The 25,367-nt window shown below is 69.8% G+C and carries 14 protein-coding genes and 2 pseudogenes; 14 read left to right on the top strand and 2 right to left on the bottom strand.

What is annotated here, in order from left to right:
- The first annotated feature begins 6 nt into the window (after positions 1-6).
- The 5 genes from VXM69_RS35665 (at position 7) to VXM69_RS35645 (ending at position 5,719) form a co-directional block, all read left to right on the top strand.
- Positions 7-1,089 carry a terpene synthase family protein gene (locus VXM69_RS35665; protein ID WP_367190700.1) on the top strand — a complete coding sequence of 361 codons (1,083 nt, stop codon included), beginning with the start codon at positions 7-9 and terminating at the stop codon, positions 1,087-1,089.
- Positions 1,090-1,101: 12 nt separating this feature from the next.
- Positions 1,102-2,154, top strand: a complete 1,053-nt coding sequence (locus VXM69_RS35660) for a Rieske 2Fe-2S domain-containing protein (protein WP_367190699.1) — start codon at positions 1,102-1,104, stop codon at positions 2,152-2,154.
- A 5-nt stretch (positions 2,155-2,159) separates the two neighbouring features.
- A complete protein-coding gene (locus VXM69_RS35655) occupies positions 2,160-3,203 on the top strand; it encodes a Rieske (2Fe-2S) protein (protein ID WP_367190698.1) in 1,044 nt (347 codons plus the stop codon).
- A 953-nt stretch (positions 3,204-4,156) separates the two neighbouring features.
- Positions 4,157-5,269: a DUF6402 family protein gene (locus tag VXM69_RS35650; protein WP_367190697.1), complete on the top strand. Its 1,113-nt coding sequence runs from the start codon at positions 4,157-4,159 to the stop codon at positions 5,267-5,269.
- A gap of 45 nt (positions 5,270-5,314) precedes the next feature.
- Positions 5,315-5,719 (top strand): hypothetical protein, encoded by a 405-nt coding sequence (locus VXM69_RS35645; protein WP_124608231.1) that lies wholly within the window; start codon positions 5,315-5,317, stop codon positions 5,717-5,719.
- 30 nt (positions 5,720-5,749) lie between these two features.
- On the opposite strand, the pseudogene VXM69_RS35640 reads toward VXM69_RS35645, so the two are convergent.
- Together VXM69_RS35640 and VXM69_RS35635 are read right to left on the bottom strand one after the other, a co-directional pair.
- A pseudogene (locus tag VXM69_RS35640) lies at positions 5,750-6,071 on the bottom strand (2Fe-2S iron-sulfur cluster-binding protein); the annotation flags it as partial.
- A gap of 26 nt (positions 6,072-6,097) precedes the next feature.
- Positions 6,098-6,340, bottom strand: coding sequence for a DUF6566 family protein (locus VXM69_RS35635; RefSeq protein WP_049035449.1), 243 nt, complete (start codon positions 6,338-6,340; stop codon positions 6,098-6,100).
- A 103-nt stretch (positions 6,341-6,443) separates the two neighbouring features.
- On the opposite strand from VXM69_RS35635, the pseudogene VXM69_RS35630 reads away from it, so the two are divergent.
- The 9 genes and pseudogenes from VXM69_RS35630 to treY all read left to right on the top strand — a co-directional run.
- Positions 6,444-6,793: pseudogene (locus VXM69_RS35630) on the top strand (endonuclease); the annotation flags it as partial.
- Positions 6,679-7,167: a phage protein NinX family protein gene (locus VXM69_RS35625; protein ID WP_069705760.1), complete on the top strand. Its 489-nt coding sequence runs from the start codon at positions 6,679-6,681 to the stop codon at positions 7,165-7,167. The pseudogene VXM69_RS35630 and the gene VXM69_RS35625, both read left to right, overlap by 115 nt.
- A gap of 154 nt (positions 7,168-7,321) precedes the next feature.
- A complete protein-coding gene (locus VXM69_RS35620; protein WP_367190696.1) occupies positions 7,322-10,714 on the top strand; it encodes a maltotransferase domain-containing protein in 3,393 nt (1,130 codons plus the stop codon).
- A complete protein-coding gene (treS, locus tag VXM69_RS35615) occupies positions 10,714-14,127 on the top strand; it encodes a maltose alpha-D-glucosyltransferase (RefSeq protein ID WP_059561372.1) in 3,414 nt (1,137 codons plus the stop codon). Before VXM69_RS35620 ends, treS begins: the two co-directional genes overlap by 1 nt.
- On the top strand, positions 14,124-16,331 hold the full coding sequence (gene glgB / locus VXM69_RS35610; protein ID WP_367190695.1) for a 1,4-alpha-glucan branching protein GlgB: 2,208 nt from the start codon (positions 14,124-14,126) through the stop codon (positions 16,329-16,331). Before treS ends, glgB begins: the two co-directional genes overlap by 4 nt.
- 32 nt (positions 16,332-16,363) lie before the next feature.
- Entirely contained in the window at positions 16,364-18,478 is a 2,115-nt protein-coding gene (gene glgX, locus VXM69_RS35605) for a glycogen debranching protein GlgX (protein ID WP_367190694.1), read from the top strand.
- Between the two features lie 8 nt (positions 18,479-18,486).
- Positions 18,487-20,358, top strand: a complete 1,872-nt coding sequence (gene treZ, locus VXM69_RS35600; RefSeq protein ID WP_124669525.1) for a malto-oligosyltrehalose trehalohydrolase — start codon at positions 18,487-18,489, stop codon at positions 20,356-20,358.
- Positions 20,355-22,598: a 4-alpha-glucanotransferase gene (gene malQ, locus VXM69_RS35595; RefSeq protein WP_367190693.1), complete on the top strand. Its 2,244-nt coding sequence runs from the start codon at positions 20,355-20,357 to the stop codon at positions 22,596-22,598. The genes treZ and malQ overlap by 4 nt, the downstream gene beginning before the upstream one ends.
- Positions 22,595-25,360 (top strand): malto-oligosyltrehalose synthase, encoded by a 2,766-nt coding sequence (gene treY, locus VXM69_RS35590; RefSeq protein ID WP_367190692.1) that lies wholly within the window; start codon positions 22,595-22,597, stop codon positions 25,358-25,360. Before malQ ends, treY begins: the two co-directional genes overlap by 4 nt.
- The last annotated feature ends 7 nt before the right edge of the window (positions 25,361-25,367 follow it).

The following is a 25,367-nucleotide window of genomic DNA, read 5'->3' as shown; positions in this document are numbered from 1 at the left end:
ACTCGCATGCACGCCTCCCAAACGCCACGCACCGCGAGCGCCACGCAGACGCTGGTGCTGCCGCTGCCGCGTCTGTCGCTGCCCGTTGCACGGCACCCGCGGCATGAAGCGATCGAGCGGCAGCTCGCGATCGACGACTACCCGACCATCCTGCAGCACTATCGCAGCGAGGCAGCGGCGCGCCGTTTTCTCGCGCAGCGCATTCCCGCCTATGGCAGCCTGTGTTACCCGAATGCGCGGCCCGATCGCGTGTACACGATCCACCGCATGATGCACGTCACGACGCTGATGGACGACGCGTTCACGCATCTCGCGCGCACCGGCGATCAGGCGGGGCTCGACACGTTGCGCGAGCATTTCCTCGCGGCCGTCGACGGCAAGCTGCCGCCGGCCGACGCGCCGTCCGCGCGACTGCTGCACGACACGCTGCGCCTGATGCGCACCGCGGGCGACGCGCGCCCGGCCTTCTGGCAGCGGTTCGTCGAATGCATCCGCGACCAGATCCGCACCCAGGCCAATCCGACGGCGACCGACGCGTCGCGCCTGTCGCTCGCCGATTATCTGGCGTTTCGCCGGGTCGAGGGATTCGGGCACTGGATCACCCTGCTCACCGAATACGCGCTCGACATCGACATCGGCGAGCGCCTCGCGAAACACCCGGCACTGGCCGATGCGCGCGACGCGGCCATCGATTCGGTGATCCTCGTCAACGACCTGTTTTCGTTTCGCAAGGAGTGGTCCGCGCACGAGCGGTTCAATGCCGTCTGGATCCTGATGCTTGTCGAACAACTGGACGTGCAGGCGGCGCTCGACCGGCTGGCTGCCCTGTGCGCGTCGAACGAGCGCCGCCTGATCGACGCGCGCGACGCGATCGCGACAGGCGTGCTGGCCGGCGACGCCGACACGCAGGCGTACGTGACGGAACTGGGCTACATGAGCGCCGGCAACGCGGAATTCCACGCGTTCAGCACCCGCTACCACGGCGACGATCTCGGCGGCGGGCGCTTCGCCGGCGGCGAAGTCGCGATGACGGCGCTGCCGACGCTCGAGGAAATCGCGGCGGCGGAGCGGCACGATTCGCACCGGTGACCGGAGACGCGCATGCACGCATCGATCCCTCCCGTGTCCGCGCCCGCCGCCTCGCGACATCGCTATCCGGACGGCTGGTTCGCGCTGGCCTACAGCCGCGACGTCAGACCCGGCGCGCTCGTCGTCACGCGTTTCATGGGCGAGGACGTCGTGCTTTATCGAACGGCATCCGGCCTGATTCGCGCGGTCGCGCCGCATTGCCCGCACCTCGGCGCGCATCTCGGGCACGGCGGCGTCGTGCGCGGCGAGGAGATCGTGTGCCCGTTCCATCACCTCGCGTTCGCGCCGGACGGCACCTGCGTGCGCGCCGGGCAAGACGGCAAGCCGCCTGCCGCCACGCTGCGGCACCGCCAGGTGCGCGAATGGAACGGCCTCGTGCTCGCATGGCAGGACCGTGCGGGCGCACCGCCGTCGTGGTCGCTGCCCGACCTCGACCTCGATGGTTATTCGCGGCCGCGCGGCGCGTGCCACACCCTGAACGGCAATCTGCAGAATCCGGCCGAGAACGGCGTCGACGTCAACCATTTCAGTCCGGTGCACGGCTGGTCGAATCCGGTGCTGGAGCCGCCGCAAGCCGACGGCCACCGGATGACGATGCGCTCGACGCTCGTGCTGCTCGGGCAACGCCTGTTGCTGGATATCACGATGCACGGCCTGGGCTGCATGGCCGCGCGCATGGAACTGCCGGACCTCGGGCTGCATGCGCGGGTCGTGCTGTTCCCGACGCAGATCGAACCCGATCGCTGGACGTGCCGTGAATTCGTGGCACTGCGCGTCGAACGCGCGTCGGCGTGGCCGTCGCCGCTGCGCCGGGCTCTGCACGAGGTACTCGCGAGCGCCGCTTACCGGTGGTGGTTCGTGCCGCAGTTCAAGCGCGACCTGCGCATCTGGCATCACCGCGACTACGACGCGCGCCCGACGCTGATGGCCGGCGAGATGCCGATCATGACGTTCCGGCGCTGGGCCGCGCAGTTCTATCCGGCGCCCGGCGACGATGCGCCCGACGGGCAGGACGGCGCCGAGCCGGCGGCCGTCGCCTACGTCGACCGGGCATTCGCGCGATGAGTGCCATGCCGACTCAAGCGCACGCGATGAGCGCAACCGGCCCCGTCGACGAGATCGCGCCGCTGCCTTATCCGGACGGATGGTTCGCGCTGTGTTTCAGCCGCGAGCTGAAGCCCGGCACAGTGCTCACGACGCCGTTCATGGGACGCGATGTCGTGCTGTACCGCACCGCATCGGGCGTCGCGTGCGCGGTCGACGCGTATTGCCCGCACCAGGGCGCGCATCTCGGCCACGGCGGCAGGGTCGACGGCGAACAGATCGTCTGTCCGTTCCATCACTACGCATACGGCCCCGACGGCCGGCGCGCCACCGCCCGCTGCCCGAACGGCGCCCAAGGGCTGACGCTTCGCACCCGGCACGTGCGCGAATGGAACGGCTTCGTGTTCGTGTGGCAGAACGCCGACGGCCTGGCGCCGACCTGGGAACTGCCCGACGTGGACATGACCGGCTTCTCGGCGCCGGTCGGCCAGGCATTCACGCTGCGCGGCGTGATGCAGAACCTGCCGGAAAACGGCTACGACCTCGAGCATTTCGGCGCGCTGCATCGCTGGAAGGACATGAAGCCGCATGCCCCGGTGATCGACGGCCCGCGTATTTCGATGCAGGTGGACATGGCGTGGAAGAACATCAGATGGAGCACGCTGATCGGCGTGCATGGCCTCGGGTGCGTGTCGTCCGACCATGAAATGAAGGCGATCGGCCTCGAAGCGAAGATCTTCGCGTGCGGCGTGCAGATCGCGCCGCTGCGCTGGACCTTCCGGGACGGCATCTCGTTCCGCTTTTCGTGGCTGTCGAGGTGGCCGGCCCCGCTGCAGCGCGTCGTCTACGCCGCGCTCGGCCGGTTGCTGCACCGACTGTGGCTCGTGCCGGTGTTCAAGGAAGACATCATGGTGTGGAGCAACCGCGACTACACCGGCTACGGTACGCCGGGCGCGGGCGATGGGCCGTATCCGGTGTTCCAGCGTTGGGCGCGGCAGTTCTATCCGGCCGGGGATCGGGCCGAAGCACGGCATCGCGCCGCGCATGCCGATGCGTTCGCCGGGAAATAGCAGGAGCCGATGGCCCCGGCAGCGGGGTGTCCTGCGTCACACCGTCCGCCTGGACCAACATTGTTCTGATCTCCCAATCGCCCGGGTCTGAGTCGCCCCCGTCCGGTACGCGTCCGTGCAGTTCACGATCGCCGGCACGCGAACAGCAGGTACGGATCCTCGAGGCTACGGCCGCGACGAACTCGAACGCGCCGGCACGCTGAGCGTGTACGACGTTCCGGCCCATCGCCATGCATTAAAGCGACGTCGAGCTTCGCGGCCGGCGCAAACGGCATGACGCGTACAACGCCAGGACCGACGTTCTCTGCGAGCAACGCTTGCGTATTTTCCCCGTATTTTAAAATTGCCAATCGATAATCCTCACATGGGAGTCTCGGCAGGCGAGCGATTTTCTCGCACAAGATAATCTTAATTATCAATTCGCGAATAGAAGTGGCTATTTAATTCATCGATAGATTATAAGGTCGTCCTCCCGGACAGCTACAGCCGCACTTCTGCATCCCGGTAGACTAGACGGGTTTCGATAAACAAATAGAGGTGACCAACACGATGGCAGGAGCCACCTGACCTATCAGTACGTTAATGTCGAACGCCGAGGCCGCAGGAATGCGCGGCCGTCGCTGACGATGTCGACATCGTATCGGGCGGAGTACGCCAATCGTCGCGAGTTGCTGTACGCCTCCGATGGCGAGCCACCCATATCTTTACGATCTCAAATGCAAGGAAAATTCTGACAGTTGTTTTCATTGTTGCCGTTCTATTTTTCCAGATCATTGATTAAATCATTGCCACTCCATTTCAAAAAATCCTATATCGAACACCCTATGCCGGAAGTCAAAAAATTACCTTATTATGAAATCAAAACATCATCGGTTCCATTCTCATTGCCGAAGTGGAAGGAATACGCTGGCGTCAACGGGTGTGTCCCCCTGAATACCCCGCACGGAGTTTGCATGGACAAGCTCGCTCCGGGCGAACCCGAACCCGCCAAGTCTCCGGGGCCCAAACCCGCCCAGCCCGAGACGATGAAAGCACCTGAGCCGGCAAAGACTCCTCCACCCAAGCAAGCCCCGCCACCCAAGTCGCCCGAGCCAGCCGATGCGGAGCATTGCGAAAATCCGCCTCCGTTTGACCTGCTGGAAGTCCCTGAGGCGATGAAACGAATGAAATGGCCTGTTGCCGCCAAGCTCGCCAGGCGATGGTTCAGCGGCCCCAAGCACGTATGGGACAACAGCTTCAAAACAGATCAGCCGTTTGACAATACCGCAGTCACCCTTGATTGGGCCCTGAAATTCGGGAAGGTCAAAGAGCGATATGAAGAACTTATCTCGAAAAATATCTACAACGAAAATGCCACGGCTAGATTGAGAGATCTGCTACGGCATGTGGTGAAAGAAAAATTCGCATCTTCGGTAGCTCTCGATTTTCAGACGGTCGGCGACAAAGGCAATCCCGTCGAGTTTTGCAGGAAGTGGCAATTTCAACTTGTCAATGTGTCCAGCTTTGATACGACGGGAGGCCTCCCATATGCGCCGACGGATTTGACTGCTGCTCTGGCGAATTTCAACATCTATGCCGCCATTGGGCGTGTGGAGTTTTCTGGAGACAGATATTACAAATACAACAACCATGAAAAATCCAAATCATACTGCGTCGATCTGGCCGCATCCATAACACATATCTATGTATATATAAAAGATAGCTATTCCTTCAACGACGGGAAATCGCCATCGAGCAGCCAGTATTTGGGACACTGGAACAAAAATGGCATGATTATCACGAACGGAGGGAGAATCAGGGAGCTTCTATATCGAAGTGGCGTCAATTCGAATCTCGGAACCTCCCTCGAGGTTGACTCGAGGATTAAGTGGAAGTATCTGATCGATGACTTTCTCGATAATCCGATCGACACACGAAAAGGTCTGCTCAAGAAATTCAGGGCATGTGATGTGTACTATCCCATTTTCAACAAAACCTACAACGACTGGAGAATCAAACATAATCGCGGGGAAGATTTTGTGATATATTCACCATTTCGATACCTCAAGTTTAACAAATCCCATTAAATTGAGTCTGGGCGAAATATGCAGGTCACCCGAAAAAATTTAATCGTGCTCTCGCTCGTTTCGGCGTTGGCGATTTCGTCGCTTACGTTGCGAAAATCATATGAGGGGTGCAAAAGCTATACTCAGGCTCTTAACGGAGGAACAAAAGAATTCAGTGGCGAAAAATACAAAATCGAGCTGTGTGGGGCACGTCGCTCTTTTGGTGACGGTGACGAAATTCGGCTCCAAGTGATAGGACCGGCGGGGGATGTGCTGGCGGAGCGGTATTTTGCAGTACGCACGATCAACGATGCCGTTCCTCGGGAACTGGAGTACGGCGACGACAATATTTTCTACTACGACCAATCGAAATCGTCTCCATTGCGCTTCATCGCCATGCCGCCTTCCAGGATGGACAGATGGACGGCGCGAATACCTTTTCTGCAACGACTGATCGCATTATTTTCATGAGTTCGAACGCAAGCATTCAGACGTCGCGCGTCACACCGTCCGCCTGACCGGCATCGTCCGGATCTCCGAAATCGCCCGGGTCGGATTCAGCCCCTTCGGGCATACGTCCGTACAGTTCATGATCGCCCGGCAGCGGAACGGCCGGTATGGATCCTCCAGGTTGTCGAACCGGCCGTCGCGAGATCGCGCGAATCGGCAATGGGGCGGTACGCCTGCAGCAGCCGCGCACCACCGGCAGCCCCTGCAACGGCCGCAGCACGCGCGCGCGCGGCAGCGTCCGCATGTGGGTCAGGCATGCGAGGCCGTTCTTGCCGTCGATGTTCATCGCGTCCGCGCCGCGGATCCCCTCGCGGCGCACGACGTCGCAAGCGCCGCCGGTCAGTCGTCGTCCACACGCTTGTCGATCAGGTAGCGGCCGCGCTCGACGCCCGCGCGCAGCGCCTCGAGCTCGGTCAGCCATTCCGGGCCGGCCGGTTCCGGCGCGACCCTCTCGATGCGTGCGCCGCCGACATATACCTGCACCTCGTCGCGCCATGCGCCGTTTTCATCGCGCCGCGCCCAGACGAGGATCTCGTGACCGCGATACGGGTCGCGAACCTGTGCGTCCTGTTGATGTTGCACGGTGGCCTCCTGTCCTTCTCTGCGATATCGATCAAGAAATGCGCGCCACATGATCGCCGCGCACCCGTCGGGACTTGCGCGCAAGCCTCATGCCCGGTCATCCACGCGGTTCCGGCGCGCGCCGGCGCCGCGCACGTTCCCGACCGTGTGCCCGGTGTTCTCGCTGGACCGGATCTGGATCCACCCGGGCGAGCTGCTGGTCGACGTGGTCGTGCATCGCAGCGTGCGGGCGCGGCATGCGTCCGACCACTACCCGCTGGTGGCGCGGATGCGCGCGACACCCGCGACGGGCACGTTGCTTGCGCGCTGAGCCCTTTTTCGATTCGGCGGAGCGACCCATGCAAACCGACGCCCTCGACGGCAAGGATCTCGATTACTGGTGCGCCCGCGCGCTGTGCGCGGACGACGAAGACACCCTGCGCTTCACGGCCGTCGCGCCGACCGTCGTCGTGACGGCCGCCTGCGACGCGTTCCGGCACCTCGACGCGCCGTTCGCGCCGTCGACCTCGTGGGCCGACGCGGGCACGGTGCTCGATCGCGTCGACGACCTGCGGATCGCCCGCCACGGCGACGACGTGGAATGCGACGCAACCTTTGTCGACGGGCCGTCGACCTGCGGCGCGCACGGCCGCGACGCGCGCGTGGCGCTGCTGCGCGCGTTCGTGCGCGCACGCTTCGGCGACGACGTCGATGCGCCGCCGCCGTTCGCGCATCGCATCGAACACGGTGCCGTGGTGCGCTATGACCCGGGCGTGCCGCTGCCCGCCGCGGACGACGATCGCGGCAGCGGCGACAGCACCGATATCCGCTCGATCCCGCGCATGTAACTGCATGCGCGTGCCCGGCAGTCATGTAAAAACGACAGTCCCGGCCCCGGCCGGCGTCGCGCACGCGCCTTGCCTGCGGGGAAACCGCGGGGCAGGCACGCGCGTTGCGAGGCACCAGCGTCATCGACTGCCGCCACCCGCCCCGCGCCACGCCATGGACTCCACGCCGACTTTTGCTCCGCACCTCTATTTCTGCGACGCCCGCCTCGTCGGACCGCTCGACGCGTGGTCGCGGACGTTCGCGCATATCGCGGGCATGGGTTTCGATCACGTGCTCGTTGGCGCGTTCTGGGCCGCGAGCGTCGCGGGCTTTCCGCGCCACGTGGCCGATTACCGGCGGCCGGCGCAGGCCTTCGCGACCCGCGCGAGCGCGCTCGAAACCTTCTCGCGGCTCGCCCAGCTCGCGCACGGCCACGGGCTGCGCCTGCTGCTCGAAGTCGTGCCGGACCGCATCGCGCGCGACAACCCGCTGCGCGCCGAGCATCCGGACTGGTACGTCGAGCGCACGCACGACGATGCGCTGATCGACCCGCGCGGCACCGCGCATGCGCTCGATATCGCGCACGCGAACAGCGGCGACGAAGCGGTACGCGACGCGCTGGCCGTCTGGTGGTGCGCGCACCTCGCCAACTTCGCCGATGCGGGCGCGGCCGGCTTCCTGATCGACGCGCCGCATCACCTGCCGGCCGACTGGTGGCCGGGCTGGCGCGCGGCGCTGCGCCGCGCCCGCCCCGACGTCGCGGTGCTCGCGGGCGTGCCCGGCCATGCGCGCGACGCGCTCGCGCAGCTCGAGGCGGCCGGATTCGACGCGGTGTTTTCGTCGGTACGCTGGTGGGACCTGCACGCGCCGTGGTTCGCGGACGAGCACCGGCTGCTGCGGCGCATCGGCTCGCCGATCGCGTTCCCTGACGCGCTGGACGGCCCGCGTCTCGCCGACGACTGGCCCGACGCGCCGGACGACACCGTCGCCCGCGCATATCGCCGCGCGCTGTGGACGGCGGCGGCCGTCGGCACCGGCTGGCTGGTGCCGATGGGCTTCGAGCGCGGCGTCGCGGTGCCGCTGATGGCGCGCGATGCCGACGCCGGGCGCTACCGCGCCGCGTTCGAGCACGGGCGTTTCGACCTGTCGGGCGCGATCGCCGATGCGAACGCTTGGCGGCGTGCGACGCCCGTCGCGGCGGCCCGCGGCGAGATCGCGCAACTAAGCGCGCCCGGCGCGGCCGCGACGGTGCTGCTGCGCGGCACCGGCCCGTCGCTCGAACACGACGACGCGGCGCTGCTGATCGCGCTGAATCCCGCTCTCGACGCACGGGCGACGGTCGACCCCGCGACGATCCTGCCCGGCGTGCCCGGCGGCTTCACGCGTGTCGCCACGCAGGCGGGCGCGCACACGCAGCCGCCTGCCGCGCTCGCACCGTTGACACTCGAACCCGGCGCCTACGCGTTGCTGCACGCGTGGCCGGCGCCCTCCGTCACGACGCGCCCCGATGCCGCGCGCGAGCGCGAAGCGTTGTCGGCCGCGCTCGCGGCCGACCGGATCGCGATCGAGCGCGTCGAGCCGTCGGTCGACGGCGGCCGCTTCGCGGTCAAGCGCGTGATCGGCGAGTCGCTCGTCGTCCATGCGTCGATCTTCACCGACGGTCACGCGCATCTCGCGGCCGCGCTCCAGTGGCGCGCCGACGGCGACGACGCGTGGCGAGAAGTCCCGTTCGAAGCCGGGCCGAACGACCGCTGGCATGCGCGCGTCGCGCTCGACCGGCTCGGCCGGCATGAATTCCGCGTGATCGCCTGGCGCGACGACTGGGCGTCGCTCGTCGACGACGTCGCCAAGAAGCACGCGGCCGGCCAGGACGTGACGCTCGAACTGCGCGAGGCGCAGTTGCTGCTCTCGACCGCGCTCAAGCTCGCCGATCCGGTCGACCCGCGCGCCCGCGCGCGGATGGAGCGCCTCGTCGCCGAGTTCAAGGACGCGCCGCCCGATGCGCGACGCGCGCTGCTCGCCGCGCCGCCGCTCGCCGACGCATTCGCGGCGCTGCGCTACCGCCCGTTCGCCACGCACGACGACACCGCCTACCCGGTCGACGTCGAACGCCGCAAGGCACGCTTTTCGAGCTGGTACGAGATGTTTCCGCGTTCGGCGAGCGACGATCCGCGGCGGCACGGCACGTTCGACGACGTGCGCGCGCACTTGCCGCGCATTCGCGACATGGGGTTCGACGTGCTGTACTTCCCGCCGATCCATCCGATCGGCACGACCGCGCGCAAGGGGCGCAACAATAGCCTGAGCGCCGGCCCGGACGACGTCGGCAGCCCGTATGCGATCGGCTCGCCCGACGGCGACCACACGGCCGTGCATCCGCAGCTCGGCACGCTCGCGTCGTTTCGCGCGCTGGTCGATGCCGCGCGCGACCACGGGCTCGAGATCGCGCTCGATTTCGCGATCCAGTGCTCGCCCGATCACCCGTGGCTCGCCGAGCATCCCGGCTGGTTCGCGTGGCGCCCCGACGGTTCGCTGCGCTTCGCGGAGAATCCGCCGAAGCGCTACCAGGACATCGTGAACCCCGACTTCTATGCACCGGATGCGCTCCCGGCCCTGTGGCTCGCGCTGCGCGACGCGGTGCTGTTCTGGGTCGACGCGGGCGTGCGGATCTTTCGCGTCGACAACCCGCACACGAAGCCGCTGCCGTTCTGGGCATGGATGATCGGTGACGTGCGCGGCCGGCATCCGGACGTCGTGTTCCTGTCCGAGGCGTTCACGCGGCCGGGAATGATGTACCGGCTCGCCAAGGTCGGCTTCTCGCAGTCGTACACGTACTTCACGTGGCGCGAATCGAAGCGCGACTTCATCGACTACCTGACCGAGCTGACGGCCGGCCCCGCGCGCGAATTCTTCCGGCCGAACTTCTTCGTCAACACGCCCGACATCAACCCGCGCCACCTGCAGAACGCGCCGCGCGCGCAGTTCGTGATCCGCGCGGCGCTCGCGGCGACGCTGGCCGGTTCGTGGGGCATGTACTCGGGCTTCGAGCTCGGCGAGTCGGCGCCGCTGCCGGACAGCGAGGAATACGCGAACGCCGAGAAGTACGAACTGCGTGCACGCGACTGGAGCAAGGCCGCGCACATCGGCACGGAAATCACGCGGCTGAACCGCGCGCGGCGCGATCACCCGGCGCTGCAGACGCATCTGGGCCTCGCATTCGTCGAGGCGGACAACGACAACGTGCTCGTGTTCGTGAAGGCGACGCCGGCGTTCGACAGCGTGGTCGTCGTCGCGATCAGCCTCGACCCGTGGCATCCGCAGGCCGCGAACTTCACGCTCGACGCCGCGCTGTGGCGCGGTTTCGGGCTCGCCGACGGCGAACCGCTCGACGCGCTCGAACAGGATGCCGCCCACGCGCAAACGTGGCGCGGGCATCGCCAGTACGTGTCGCTCGATCCGCACGTGCGGCCCTACGCAATCTGGCGGCTCGCGCCGTCGCCGGACGCCGCGCGGGCGGCGGCGCCCGCACCGGACGTCGCCCGCCCCTCCTCGGGAGCCCATGGATGATGAAACGCGAAGATTCCCTCGACGACGTGCGCCGCGCGCAATTCCCGTCGCTCGCGCCGGCCGGCACGCCGCGCCGGCGTCGCGCGCGCCGCCGCGCCCCCGCGCTCTGCACGGACGATCCGCTGTGGTACAAGGACGCGATCATCTACCAGGTGCACGTGAAGTCGTTCTACGACTCGAACAACGACGGCATCGGCGATTTCCCCGGCCTGATCGCGAAGCTCGACTACATCGCCGAACTGGGCGTCGACACGATCTGGCTGCTGCCGTTCTACCCGTCGCCGCGCCGCGACGACGGCTACGACATCGCCGACTACCGCGACGTGCATCCCGACTACGGCACGCTCGCCGACGTGCGGCGCTTCATCCGCGAAGCGCATGCGCGCGGCATTCGCGTGATCGCCGAGCTCGTGATCAACCACACGTCGGATCAGCATCCGTGGTTCCAGCGCGCGCGCCGCGCGAAGCCGGGCTCCGCGCATCGCGACTACTACGTGTGGTCCGACACCGACACGAAATACGCGGGCACGCGGATCATCTTCCTCGACACCGAAACGTCGAACTGGACGCACGACCCGGTGGCCGGCCAGTACTACTGGCATCGCTTCTACTCGCACCAGCCCGACCTGAACTTCGACAACCCGGCCGTGGTGCGCGAAGTGATCCAGGTGATGCGCTTCTGGCTCGACCTCGGCATCGACGGGCTGCGGCTCGACGCGGTGCCGTACCTGGTCGAGCGCGAAGGCACGAACAACGAGAACCTGCCCGAGACGCACGCGATCCTGAAGCGGATCCGCGCGACGATCGACGCCGAATACCCGAACCGGATGCTGCTCGCGGAAGCGAACCAGTGGCCGGAGGACGTGCAGGAGTATTTCGGCAACGAGGACGAATGCCACATGGCGTTCCACTTTCCGCTGATGCCGCGCATCTACATGTCGATCGCGAGCGAGGACCGCTTCCCGATCGTCGACATCATGCGACAGACGCCGGCGCTCGCGCCGAGCAACCAGTGGGCCGTGTTCCTGCGCAACCACGACGAACTGACGCTCGAGATGGTCACCGATTCGGAGCGCGACCTGCTGTGGCAGACCTATGCGAGCGACCGGCGCGCGCGGCTGAACCTCGGCATCCGGCGCCGGCTCGCGCCGCTGATGGAGCGCGACCGGCGCCGCATCGAGCTGATCAACTCGCTGCTGCTGTCGATGCCCGGCACGCCGGTGATCTACTACGGCGACGAGCTCGGGATGGGCGACAACATCCACCTCGGCGACCGCGACGGCGTGCGCACGCCGATGCAATGGTCGTCGGACCGCAACGGCGGCTTCTCGCGCGCCGACCCCGAGCTGCTCGTGCTGCCGCCGGTCATGGGCTCGCTGTACGGCTACGACGCGATCAACGTCGAGGCGCAGACGCGCGACCCGCATTCGCTGCTGAACTGGACGCGGCGCATTCTCGCGACCCGCCGCGCCTCGCAGGCGTTCGGGCGCGGCACGATCCGCTTCCTGCGGCCGGAAAACCGCAAGGTACTCGCGTACCTGCGCGAGCTGGACGGCCACGAGCCGGTGCTGTGCGTCGCCAACCTGTCGCGCGCGTCGCAGGCCGTCGAGCTCGACCTGTCCGAATTCGCGGGCCGCGTGCCGATCGAGATGACGTCCGATTCGCCGTTTCCGCCGATCGGTCAGCTCCCGTATCTCCTCACCTTTCCGCCGTACGGGTTCCTGTGGTTCGTGCTCGCCGAGCACGGCCGCGAACCGTCGTGGCGGCAGCCGCACGCGGAGCCGCTGCCCGAATACGTGACGCTCGTGATGCGGCGCGGCGAAACGCGGCCGGACGTCGCGCAGCTGCACGCGCTCGCGCACGACGCGCTCGCGTCCTGGCTCGCGCGGCGGCGCTGGTTCGCGTCGAAGGATCGCGCGATCGGCGACGCGTGGCTGAATGTCGTCACGCCGATGCCGGACGAGCCGTTCCAGTATGCGGAGGCGTGGGTGTCGGCCAGCGACGGCGGCGTCGAACGCTACGTCGTGCCGCTCGCCACCGCATGGGGCGGCGAGACCTCGCAGCCGCTGTTCGCGCAGTTGGCACTGGCGCGCGTGCGGCGCGGCCATACGGTCGGGTACCTGACCGATGCGTTCGCGCTGCCGGCGTTCGCGCGCGGGATGCTGCGCAAGCTGCGCGACGGCGCGACGGTGCCGACCGCCGACGGTGGCCGGCTCGCGTTCCTGCCGGAGGAGGCGCTCGCGGCGCTCGATCCCGGCGACGACGCGGACATCCGCTGGCTTGCGGCCGAGCAGAGCAACAGCTCGCTCGTGATCGGCGACGCGATCGTGCTGAAGCTGGTGCGCAAGGTCGCGCACGGCATCCACCCGGAAGCGGAAATGAGCCGGCATCTGACGCGCATCGGCTATGCGAACACCGCGACGCTCGCGGGCGAAGTCGTGCACGTCGATCCGGACGGCACGCCGCACACGGTCGCGATCCTGCAACGCTACGTCGACAACCAGGGCGACGCGTGGACACGGTCGTTCGACTTCCTGCGGCGGGCGGTCGACGAACTCGCGCTGCCGGCCGCGGACGACGAAGAAACGGCCGACGCGGACGAAGCACCCGATGCGCTGCTCGGCTACGCGGCGTTCGCGGGCATCATCGGCACGCGGCTCGGCCAGTTGCACGTCGCGCTCGCACAGCCGTCCGGCGACCCCGCGTTCGCACCGGAGCATGCCACGCCCGACCACGTCGACGGCTGGTGCGCGGACGCGATCGCGTCGTTCGAGCGCGCGCTCGACGTGCTGCGCACGCGGCTCGATACGCTCGACCCCGCGATGCGCGCGACGGCCGACACGCTGCTCGCGTCGCGCGACGCCGCCGTGCAGGCGCTCGGCGACCTCGTGCCGCGCACGCTCGACGCGCAATGCCTGCGGATTCACGGCGATTTCCATCTCGGCCAGGTGCTCGACGTCCAGGGCGACGCGCTGCTGATCGACTTCGAGGGCGAACCGGCGCGCCCGCTCGCGCACCGCCGCGCGAAATCGCATCCGCTGCGCGACGTCGCCGGCCTGCTGCGTTCGCTGTCGTACGTGAGCGCGACCGCGCAGTTCGCGATCGAGAAGGCGCCGCCGCAGGCGGCCGGCCGCAAGCGTGCGCTGTTCGACCGCTTCGGACAGGCGGCCGCCGACCGCTTCGTCGACTGCTATCGCACGGCCGCCGATCTCGCTCCCGCGCGCTTCGTCGATCCGCGCTATGCCGACCGCCTGCTCGCGCTGTTCCTGATCGACAAGGCGTCGTACGAGCTGTGCTACGAAGCCGCGAACCGGCCGGACTGGCTGAGCGTGCCGGTCGGCGGGCTCGCGGCGCTCGTCGAACGCCTGCTCGGCGACGGCGGCCCACCCGACGACGACGGAGACACGCGATGACCGATACGTTGTTCGACCGCACCGATATCGATGCGCTGCTCGCCGGCCGCCATCCCGATCCGTTCGCGTGCCTCGGCCCGCACGGGCAGGCCGACCGGACCGTCGTGCGCGCGCTGCTGCCCGGCGCCGAACGCGTGCGTGCGCTGGCGCCGGACGGCGACGAACTCGCGACGCTCGCGTGCGTCGATCGCGCAGGCTGCTTCGCGGGAACCATCCCACGCAACGGCGGCGCGACTCACTACCGGCTCGCGATCGACTGGCCGGACGCGCGGCAGGTGATCGACGACGCGTACGCGTTCGGCACGCTGCTCGACGAGGCCGCACTGGCGCGCCTCTCGTCCGGCGACCCGGCCGCCGTGCTCGACTGCCTCGGCGCGACGCCCGCACGGATCGACGGCATCGACGGCGTGCGCTTCGCGGTCTGGGCGCCCAACGCGCAGCGTGTGTCGGTGGTCGGCGACTTCAACGCGTGGGACGGCCGCCGCCATCCGATGCGGCTGCGCCGGCCGTCGGGCGTGTGGGAGCTGTTCGTGCCCGGCATCGGCGCGGGCGAGTGCTACAAGTACGAGCTGCGCGCGGCCGACGGGCGCGTGCTGCCGCACAAGGCCGATCCGTGCGCGCGCGCGACCGAAGCGCCGCCGCGCACGGCGTCCGTCGTCGCCGACGTCGCGGCGCTCGACGCGTTCGCGTGGCACGACGACGGCTGGATGCACGCGCGGCCGCGCGCCGACCGCTACCGCGTGCCGTGGTCGATCTACGAGGTGCATCCGGAGTCGTGGCAGCGCGTGCCCGAGGAGATGAATCGCAGCGCGACGTGGGACGAGCTCGCCGAGCGGCTGATTCCTTACGTGCAGGGGATGGGCTTCACGCACGTCGAATTCATGCCGATCGCCGAATACCCGTTCGGCGGATCGTGGGGCTACCAGCCGCTCGCGCAGTTCGCGCCGTCCGCGCGCTTCGGGCCAGTCGACGGCTTCGCGCGGTTCGTCGACCGCGCGCACGCGGCCGGCATCGGCGTGATCGTCGACTGGGTGCCCGCGCACTTCCCGGACGATCCGCACGGCCTCGCGCAGTTCGACGGCAGCGCGCTGTACGAGCATGCCGATCCGCGCGAAGGGCTGCATCCCGACTGGCACACCTGCGTGTTCAACGTCGGGCGTGCCGAAGTCGGCGCGTTCCTCGTCGCGTCGGCGCTCGCGTGGGCGCGCCGCTACCACGTCGACGGCATCCGCGTCGACGCGGTCGCGTCGATGCTGTACCGCGACTATTCGCGCAAGGAAGGCGAATGGGTGCCGAACCGGTACGGCGGCCGCGAGAACCTCGAATCGGTCGCGTTCCTGCGCCAGTTGAACGACACGCTGCACGGCGCGGCCGCGCCGGGCGGCGTCGTCACCATCGCGGAGGAATCGACCGCGTGGCCGGGCGTCACCGCGCCGACGCGCGACGGCGGGCTCGGCTTCGACTTCAAATGGAACATGGGGTGGATGCACGACACGCTCGCGTACCTGCACGAAGACCCGATCCACCGCCGCCATCACCACGACCGGATGACGTTCGGGCTCGTCTACGCGTTCTCGGAGCGCTTCGTGCTGCCGCTGTCGCACGACGAGGTCGTGCACGGCAAGGGCTCGCTCGTCGCGAAGATGCCGGGCGACGCATGGCAGCGGCTCGCGACGCTGCGCGCGTACTTCGGCTTCATGTGGGCGCATCCGGGCAAGAAGCTGCTGTTCATGGGCAGCGAATTCGCGCAATGGGCGGAGTTCGCGCACGATGCGACGCCGCACTGGGACCTGCTCGACGCGCCGGCCCATCGCGGCGTGCAGCGGCTCGTGCGCGACCTGAACCGGACCTACGCCGCCGAACCGGCGCTGCATGCGCTCGACTGCCACGCGGCCGGCTTCGCCTGGCTGATCGGCGACGACCGCGACAACAGCGTGTTCGCGTTCGCGCGCCGCGACGACGCCGGGCACCTGGTGGTCGCCGTCTGCAACTTCACGCCCGTGCCGCGCGCCGGCTACCGCCTCGGGCTGCCCGCCCCCGGCCACTGGCGCGAACTGATGAACACCGATGCCGCGCCGTACGGCGGCACCAACGCCGGCAACGACGGCGCCGTGTGGGCCGAGGCCGTGCCCGCCCATGGCGAGGCGTGGTCGGCGACCCTGCGCTTGCCGCCGCTCGCGACGCTGTGGCTGACCCCCGCGTGATTTCCCGCTCCCTCGACTCGGAGATTCGCCCCATGCCGACCGCCCTGCCCGCCCGCCTCGAAGCCGGCCGCGCCTATCCGCTCGGTGCGACCTGGGACGGCCTCGGGACCAACTTCGCGGTGTTTTCCGCCCACGCGCAGCGCATCCAGCTGTGCGTGTTCGATCCGACCGGCCGCAAGGAACTCGCGCGCCTCGACCTGCCCGAATGCACCGACGAGGTGTGGCACGGCTACCTGCCCAACGCCCATCCGGGCACCGTGTACGGGTTTCGCGCGGACGGCCCGTACCAGCCGCAGCATGGTCACCGCTTCAACCCGACCAAGCTGCTGCTCGACCCGTACGCACGCAAGCTGGTCGGCCAGTTCCGCTGGTCGGACGCGCTGTTCGGCTATCGTGTGCATTCGAACCGCGCGGACCTGTCGCTGGACCGCCGCGATTCGGCGCCCGCGATGCCGAAATGCGTGGTGGTGGACGAGGCATTCGACTGGAGCACCGACCGGCGCCCGCGCGTGCCATGGCGCAACACCGTGATCTACGAGACGCACGTGCGCGGCGCGTCGATGCGGCGCGCCGGGTTGCGCGTGCCCGAGCGCGGCACGTTTTCGGCGTTCGCGCATCCGGCGTTCGTCGATCATCTGCTGTCGATCGGCGTGACGACGGTCGAACTGCTGCCGATCCACGCGTTCCTGCAGCAGCGCGCGCTCGTGAACCGCGGGCTGCGCAACTACTGGGGCTACGACACGGCCGCGTTCTTCGCGCCGGAGCCCGCGTATCTCGCGACGCGGCGGCTCGACGAGATGCGCATCGCGATCCGCCAGTTGCATGCGGCCGGCATCGAGGTCGTGCTCGACGTCGTCTACAACCACACCGCCGAAGGCAACCAGCTCGGCCCGACGCTGTCGTGGCGCGGCCTCGACAACGCGAGCTACTACCGGCTCGTGCCGGGCGACCAGCGGTTTCATGTCGACGAGACGGGCTGCGGCAACACGCTGAACCTGTCGCATCCGCGCGTGCTGCAGATGGTGATGGACTCGCTGCGCTACTGGGCCACCGCGTTCAACATCGACGGCTTCCGCTTCGATCTCGGTGTCACGCTCGGCCGCGAGGCGCACGGCTTCGATCCCGGCGCGGGATTCTTCGACGCATTGCGGCAGGACCCGGTGCTCTCGCAACGCAAGCTGATCACCGAACCGTGGGATCTCGGCCCCGGCGGCTACCAGCTCGGCCGCCACCCGCCCGGCTTCGCCGAATGGAACGACCGCTTTCGCGACACCGTGCGGCGCTTCTGGCGCGGCGACGCGGGGCAGCGGCCGGAACTCGCCGCGCGGCTCGCCGGCTCCGCCGACCTGTTCAACCACCACCGGCGCCATACGTGGGCGTCGGTCAATTTCATCACCGCGCACGACGGCTTCACGCTCGCCGATCTCGTGTCGTACTCGGCCAAGCACAACGACGCGAACGGCGAGGACAACCGCGACGGCCGCGACGACAACTGCAGCGCGAACTGGGGCGTCGAGGGGCCGACCGACGATGCGGCGATTCGCGCGGTACGCTCGCGCGTCGCGCGCTCGATGCTCGCGACGCTGTTCACCGCGCTCGGCACGCCGATGCTGGTGGCCGGCGACGAATTCGGCCGCACGCAGCACGGCAACAACAACGCGTATTGCCAGGACAACGAACTGTCGTGGCTCGACTGGGATCTCGCGCGCGGCGACGAAGCCGTGACGCTGATGCGCTTCGTGTCGCGGCTCGCCGCGCTGCGGCGCATGTACCCGGTGATGTCGGCGCCGGGCTATCCGTCCGGCGATCGCGACGGCGCGCCGGGGATGGCCGAGATCGGCTGGTTCGACGAGCACGGCGATGCGCTGACCGTCCCCGCGTGGCAGGACCGCGAGCGCCGCGCGCTGACGATGCGGCGGGTCGGCACGGGCCGCACCGGGCGCACCGAGGCGTTGCTCGTGATGCTGAACGCGTCGTCCGAGACGATCGTGTTCGTGCCGCCCGCACCGGTGCTCGAGTATCGCGTGCTGGTCGATACGGCCACGCCCGACGCCGGCCCGCGCACCTGGCCGGCCGACGGTCTCGACGTCGCCGCGCATGCGGCCGCGATCGCGGTCGCGGCCGTGCCGCTCGACCCGCCTTCGTGAGGATCGCCATGACAACCCGTTCCGCCGGCCCGTCCGGCACGCATGCATTCGACTCGTCGTTCGGCGCCACCTGCATCGATGCCGGCCACACGCGCTTCAGGCTGTGGGCGCCCGCGAGCCGTGCAGCCGCCGTCGAGCTGCACGACGACAGCGAGCAGGTGATCCCGATGACACCCGTCGGCGACGGCTGGTTCGAGACGGTCGCGCCGTGCGGCCCCGGCGCGCTGTATCGCTACCGGCTCGACGGCGGTCTCGTCGTGCCGGATCCCGCGTCGCGCTTCCAGCCCGGCGGCGTGGACGGCCCGAGCCAGGTCGTCGATCCGGGCGCCTATCGCTGGCGCCACGATGCATGGCGCGGCCGCCCGTGGCACGAGACGGTGCTGTACGAACTGCACGTCGGCGCCTGCGGCGGTTATGCGAGCGTCGAACGGCGGCTGCCGTCGATCGCCGCGCTGGGCGTGACCGCGGTCGAGCTGATGCCCGTCAACGCGTTTCCCGGCGCGCGCAACTGGGGCTACGACGGCGTGCTGCCGTTCGCACCCGACACGTCGTACGGGCGGCCCGAGGAACTGAAGGCGCTCGTCGATACCGCGCACGGGCTCGGTCTGCAGGTGTTCCTCGACGTCGTGTACAACCATTTCGGCCCCGAGGGCAACCTGCTGCCGCGCTACGCGCCCGCCTTCTTCCGCGCGGACCGGCAGACCGCATGGGGGCCGGCGATCGACTTCTCGTGCCCGCAGACGAGCGCGTTCTTCATCGACAACGCGCTGTACTGGCTCGACGAATTTCGCGTCGACGGCTTGCGCATCGACGCCGCGCACGCGATCGACGACGATGCGTGGCTGCGCGAACTCGCGCGCCGCGTGCGCGCGTACGCGGGCAACGCACGCCACATCCATCTGGTGCTCGAGAACGAGCGCAACGCGGCGAGCCTGCTCGGCCCCGGCGGGTTCGACGCGCAGTGGAACGACGACTTCCACAACAGCGCGCACGTGCTGCTGACCGGCGAGCGCGACGGTTATTACCGCGCGTACGCCGACGCGCCGCTGCGCCATTTCGCCCGCACGCTCGCCGAAGGGTTCGCGTACCAGGGCGAGCCGTCGCCGCTGCACGACGGCGCCGCGCGCGGCGAGCCGAGCGCGCACCTGCCGCCCACCGCGTTCGTCACGTTCCTGCAGAACCACGACCAGATCGGCAACCGCGCGTTCGGCGAACGCCTGCGCGCGCTCGCGAACGACGACGCGGTACGCGCGGTCACCGCGCTGATGCTGCTCGCGCCGCCGATCCCGCTGCTGTTCATGGGCGAGGAAGACGGCAGCACGCAGCCGTTCCAGTTCTTCACCGACTATCGCGGCGCGCTTGCCGATGCCGTGCGCGAAGGCCGGCGCCGCGAATTCGCGGCGTTTCCCGCGTTCGCCGATCCCGCGCATCGCGACCGGATTCCCGATCCGAACGACATCGCGACCTTCGTCCGGTCGTCGCTGCACCACCCGCCCGACGACTCCTGGGCCGACGCGGCCGCCTGGCAGCGCTTCTACCGCAGCGCGCTGGCCGTGCGCATGGCGCTCGTGGCGCCGCATCTGCCCGGCGCGCACGTGCTCGGCGTCGACCTGCTCGCGGGCGACGACGAGCCGCAGGCACTCGTCGCGCGCTGGCGGCTCGGCGACGGCAGCACGCTGACGATCGCGCTGAACCTCGGCCCGCACGATGCGGTGCTGCCCGCGCTGCCGGTCGGCAAGCTCGTGTTCGAGACGCCGCCGCGCGCCCGCGACCGGCTGCGCGACTTGCGGATGCCGCCACGGGCCTGCATCGCGTGGCGCGACGGCGCGGTCAACCACGATGCGCGGCATCACCGCGCGAACGGACTGGGAGGATCATGACGACCGACGTCTCGATCGCGGTACTCGCACACGCGGCCGGCCTCGAAACCGACTGGACCGACGCCGGCGGCGTCGCGCGGCGGGTGGACGACGTCGCGCTCGCCGCGCTCGTCGATGCGCTCGGCTGGCCGTGCGGCACCGCGGCCCAGCGGGTCGACAGCGCGGCGGCACTCGCCGACGGGAACGCGGCGCCGCCGCGCCTCGTGACCGGCGACGCCGGGCTGGCGCTCGCCCTGCCCGCGACGCTCGCGCCGCCCGGCGCGCGCTTCCGGATCTCGTTCGAGACCGGCGGGCACGTCGACGGCCGCGTCGGCGGTGCCGGCGAGCACGGCTTGCTGCCGCCCCTTTCGATGCCCGGCTATCACGCGCTCGACATCGGCGAGCAGCGCATCGGGCTCGCGATCGCGCCGCAGCGGGCGCGCCCGTTCGACACCCTGGCGCACGCGCACGACACGGGCGGCCGCTGGGGCATCGCGGCCCAGCTCTACAGCCTGCGCCGCGGCGGCGACGATGGCGCGGGCGATTACACGGCCCTCGCGCAACTGGTCGCGCAGGTCGCGCGCCACGGCGCGCAGGCCGTCGCAATCAGCCCGACGCACGCCGGTTATCCGGCACTCCCCGCGCATGACAGCCCGTATTCGCCGTCGTCGCGGCGCTGGCACAACGTCGCGTATCTCGACTGCGACGCGGTGCCGGGCGCCGATGGCGCGCACCATGTGCCCACCGGCCCGGCCGATGCGCCGCTGATCGACTGGCCGCGCGTGCTGCCGATGAAGCTGCGGCGCCTGCGCGCGTGCTTCGACGCGTGGCGCGCCGGCAACGACCCGTCGCGCGACACGTACCAGCGGTTTCGCGCGGCGGGCGGCGCGGCGCTCGACGCGCATGCGCGCTTCGATGCGCTGCAGGCGTTCTGCATCGAGCACGGGATCGGCGCGGACTGGCGCCAGTGGCCGGCGCCGTGGCGCATGCCGGGATCCGCGGAAGTCGAGGCGTTCGCGCACGAGCATGCCGACACGATCGCGTTCCACACGTTCCTGCAATGGTGCGCATCGCGCGCGCTCGGCGACGCGCAGCACGCCGCGCGCGGCGCGGGCATGGCGACCGGGCTGATCGCCGATCTCGCGGTCGGCTCCGATCGCGCGGGCAGCGACGCGTGGGCGCACGGCACGGCGCTGCTGCGCGGCGTGTCGCTCGGCGCGCCGCCCGACCTGTTCAACGCGGCCGGCCAGGCGTGGGGCGTGACGACGTGGACGCCCGCCGCGCTGCGCGCCGACGGCTTCGCGCCGTTCGTCGACCTGTTGCGCGCCGCCTTCGCGCACGCGGGCGGCATCCGCATCGATCACGTGCTCGGCTTCGCGCGGATGTGGATCGTCCCGGACGGCGGCTCGCCGCGCGACGGCGCCTACCTGCGCTATCCGCTGGACGATCTCGTGCGGCTCGTCGCGCTCGAGGCGGCCCGCCATCGCGCGATCGCGATCGGCGAGGATCTCGGCACCGTGCCGGCCGGATTCCGCGAACGACTCGGCGCACAGGGCATCGCGGGCATGCGCGTGCTGTGGTTCGAGCGCGACGCAGGCGGCGCATTCCGGCCGCCGTCCGCCTGGGACCGCGACGCCATCGCGACGACGTCGACGCACGATCTGCCGACCGTTGGCGGCTGGTGGCGCGGGGTCGACCTGGCGTGGCGACAGGCCGCGGCCGACGCCGCGAAGGCGCGCAGCGAAACGGAGGCGCCTGCCAGGGGCGAGGTGGCCGCCCCCGCGCCGGACGACGCCAGCGCGCACGATGCCGACGAGATCGTGCAAAGCGCGCCGTCCGGGCATGACACCGTGCAGCCGCCGGAAAGCGGCGACGCCTTGCTGCCTCCCGCCCCGCCTTCCGTCCCGCCCCCCGGCCTCGCTGCCGCGCATGCGGCACGCGCGACCGAGCGCGCAGCGCTGTGGCACGCGATGCAGCAAGCCGGCTGTGCACCGGCCGGCACCGCCGTGCCGCCCGCCGCCGCGCCGCCGGTGAGCGCGATCCTCGCGTACGTCGCGCACGGCCCGTCGCCGCTCGCGATCGTGCCGCTCGAGGATCTGCTCGCGCTCGACGCGCAGCCGAACCTGCCGGGGCCGCCGTGCGGCCATCCGAACTGGCGGCAGCGGCTGCCGCGCACGATCGACACGCTGGTCGACGCCGACGTGCGCGAACGCATCGCGGCCATCGTACACGCGCGCCGTTCACCGAGGCGCGGCGCATGACACCGCGTGCGACGCTGCGGCTGCAGCTTCATGCGGGCTTCACGTTCGACGACGCCGCCGCGCACGCCGACTACTTCGCGCGGCTCGGCGTGAGCCACCTGTACCTGTCGCCGGTCGCGACGGCCGAGCCGGGCTCGCGGCACGGCTACGACACCGTCGACTACGGCGTGCTCAATCCCGAACTCGGCGGCGAAGCCGGTTTCGTCCGGCTCGTCGACGCGCTGCGCGCACGGGGCCTCGGCGTGATCGTCGACATCGTGCCGAACCACATGGGCGTCGGCGGATCGTCGAACGGCTGGTGGAACGACGTGCTCGAATGGGGACCGGCGAGCCCGTACGCGCACTACTTCGATATCGACTGGCACCCGCCCGATCCAGACCTCGACGGCAAGGTGCTGCTGCCGTGCCTCGGCGTGCCCTATGCCGACGCGCTCGCAGCCGGCGACATCACGCTCGGCGTCGACCCGGCCGCCGGACGTTTCTTCGTCGCATGCCCCGGACGGCGGCTGCCGGTGGCCGCCGCCACGTATGCGGAGATCCTGCGCCTCGCGAACCGCGCGGACCTGAACGCCCTCGCCGAACGCTTCGACGCCGCGCCGGCGCGCGACAGCGCGCGGCTGGCCGCCGCGCATGCGGCGCTGCGCGATCATGCGGCCGCGCACGGCCCGCACGCGTTCGACGCGGTGCTGCGCGGGGCCGACCCGCGCCTCGCGCGTTCGCGCATCCGCCTGCACCAGGTGCTCGAACGCCAGCACTACCGGCTCGCGTGGTGGCGCACGGCTGCCGACGAACTGAACTGGCGGCGCTTCTTCGACATCGCGACGCTCGCGGCCGTCCGCGTCGACGACGACGCGGTATTCGACGCCGTGCATGCGCTGCCGCTGCGCCTGCATGCGGCGGGGCTTGTCGACGGCTTGCGCGTCGATCACGTCGACGGCCTCGCCGATCCGCCGGCGTACTGCCGGCGGCTGGATGCGCGACTCGCCACTCAGCGTCGGGCACCGCCGTACGTCGTCGTCGAGAAGATCCTCGCGCCCGGCGAGGCGCTGCCCGCCGACTGGCCCGTCGCCGGCACGACCGGCTACGACTTCATGAACGATGTCGGCGCGCTGCTGCACGACCCCGCCGGCGCCGAGCCGCTCGCCGCGCACTGGGCCGCCGTGTCGGGCGCATCGCGCACGTTCGCGCAAGAGGTGCTCGACGGCAAGCGGCGCGTGCTGATGCGCCAGCTCGCCGCCGAGCATGCGCGGGTCGCGCGGCTGCTGCACGGCGTCGCACGCGCGTCGCCCGCGACGCGGGACGTCAGCCGGATCGCGATTCAGCGCGTACTTGGCGAACTCGCGGTGCGGCTGCCCGTGTACCGCACCTATCCGTCACCGCGCAACGGGCTGGCCGACACCGATCTCCGCGTGCTCGCGCAAGCCTACGAAAGCGCGCGGGCAGCCGTCGAGCCGGCCGACCGGTTCGCGCTCGACCGGGTCGCCGCATGGCTGGGCTTGCCGGTCGTGCGCGTGCCGCGGGCGGCGCCGGCCGAGCGCCATGCGGCGCGCATCGCGTTCGCGCAGCTCACCGCGCCACTCGCCGCGAAAGGCGTCGAGGATACGGCCCACTACCGCTACGGCCGGCTGCTGTCGCGCAACGAGGTCGGCGCCGATGCCGGCGACTTCAGCCTGTCGCGCGGCGCGTTCCATGCGCGCAACCGGCGCCGCGCGCGCACCGTGCCGCACGGGCTCGTCGCGACGGCCACGCACGACCACAAGCGCGGCGAGGACACGCGGGCGCGGCTCGCGGTGCTCAGCGAGCTGCCCGATGCGTGGCGCGCGGTGTCGCTCGACTGGTCGGCGCTGAACCTGCCGCACCGCGGCCGCGCGCATCGCGACCTCGCGTGGGCGCCGGGGCCGGCCGCCGAGGCGATGCTGTATCAGACGCTCGTCGGTTGCTGGCCGCCCGCACTCGCCCCCGACGATGCGGCCGGTCTCGACGCGCTCGCCGCACGCGTCGCGCAGTGGCAGACGAAGGCGCTGCGCGAAGCGAAGCGGCATACCGACTGGCTGGCGCCCGAGCAGCGCTACGAACGGGACTGCGACGCGTTCGTCCGCGCGATCCTGACGCCGCGCGGCCCCGGCGATTTCGCGCACCGGCTGCATGCGTTCGTCGCGCGGATCGCGCCGGCCGGTGTCGTCAATAGCCTGACGCAGACGGCGCTGCGGATCGCGTCGCCCGGCGTGCCGGACCTGTACCAAGGCACCGAATCCTGGGATCACTCGCTCGTCGATCCGGACAACCGGCGCGACGTGCCGTTCGCCACGCTGGCGGCCGAGCGCGTTGACGGACCGGTCGCGTCGTACCTGCCGGCGTGGCCCGATGCGCGCGTGAAGCGGGCGCTGGTCGAGCGGATGCTCGCGCTGCGTGCGCGCTGGCCGGCGACCTTCGCGGAGGGCGCGTACGTGCCGCTGCGCGTGCGCGGCAGGCTCGCACGTCACGCGATCGCGTTCGCGCGGTGCGACGACACGGCCGCCGTGGTGGTGATCGCGACGCGGCTCGCGTGCCGGTTGCTGGGCGAAACGCCCGGCTTGCCGCGCGTGGAACCCGCGCGGTGGGGCGATACGGCGGTCGTGCTGCCGCGCGCGATGGAAGGGCCGTGGACGGACTGGCTCGACGGGCGCGCCGAGATCGATGCGACGGACGGCGTGCTGGCGCTCGAGCGCTGCCTGAGCGGGTTGCCGGTCGCGGTGCTCGTTGCGGCGCGTGCCGGACGCTGAAGCCGAT

This window comes from Burkholderia sp. Ed8 (assembly GCF_040761425.1).
GTDB lineage: Bacteria > Pseudomonadota > Gammaproteobacteria > Burkholderiales > Burkholderiaceae > Burkholderia > Burkholderia seminalis.
The sequence above is the reverse complement of the archived record's forward strand: the minus strand, read 5'-3'. Positions and strand labels throughout refer to the sequence as shown.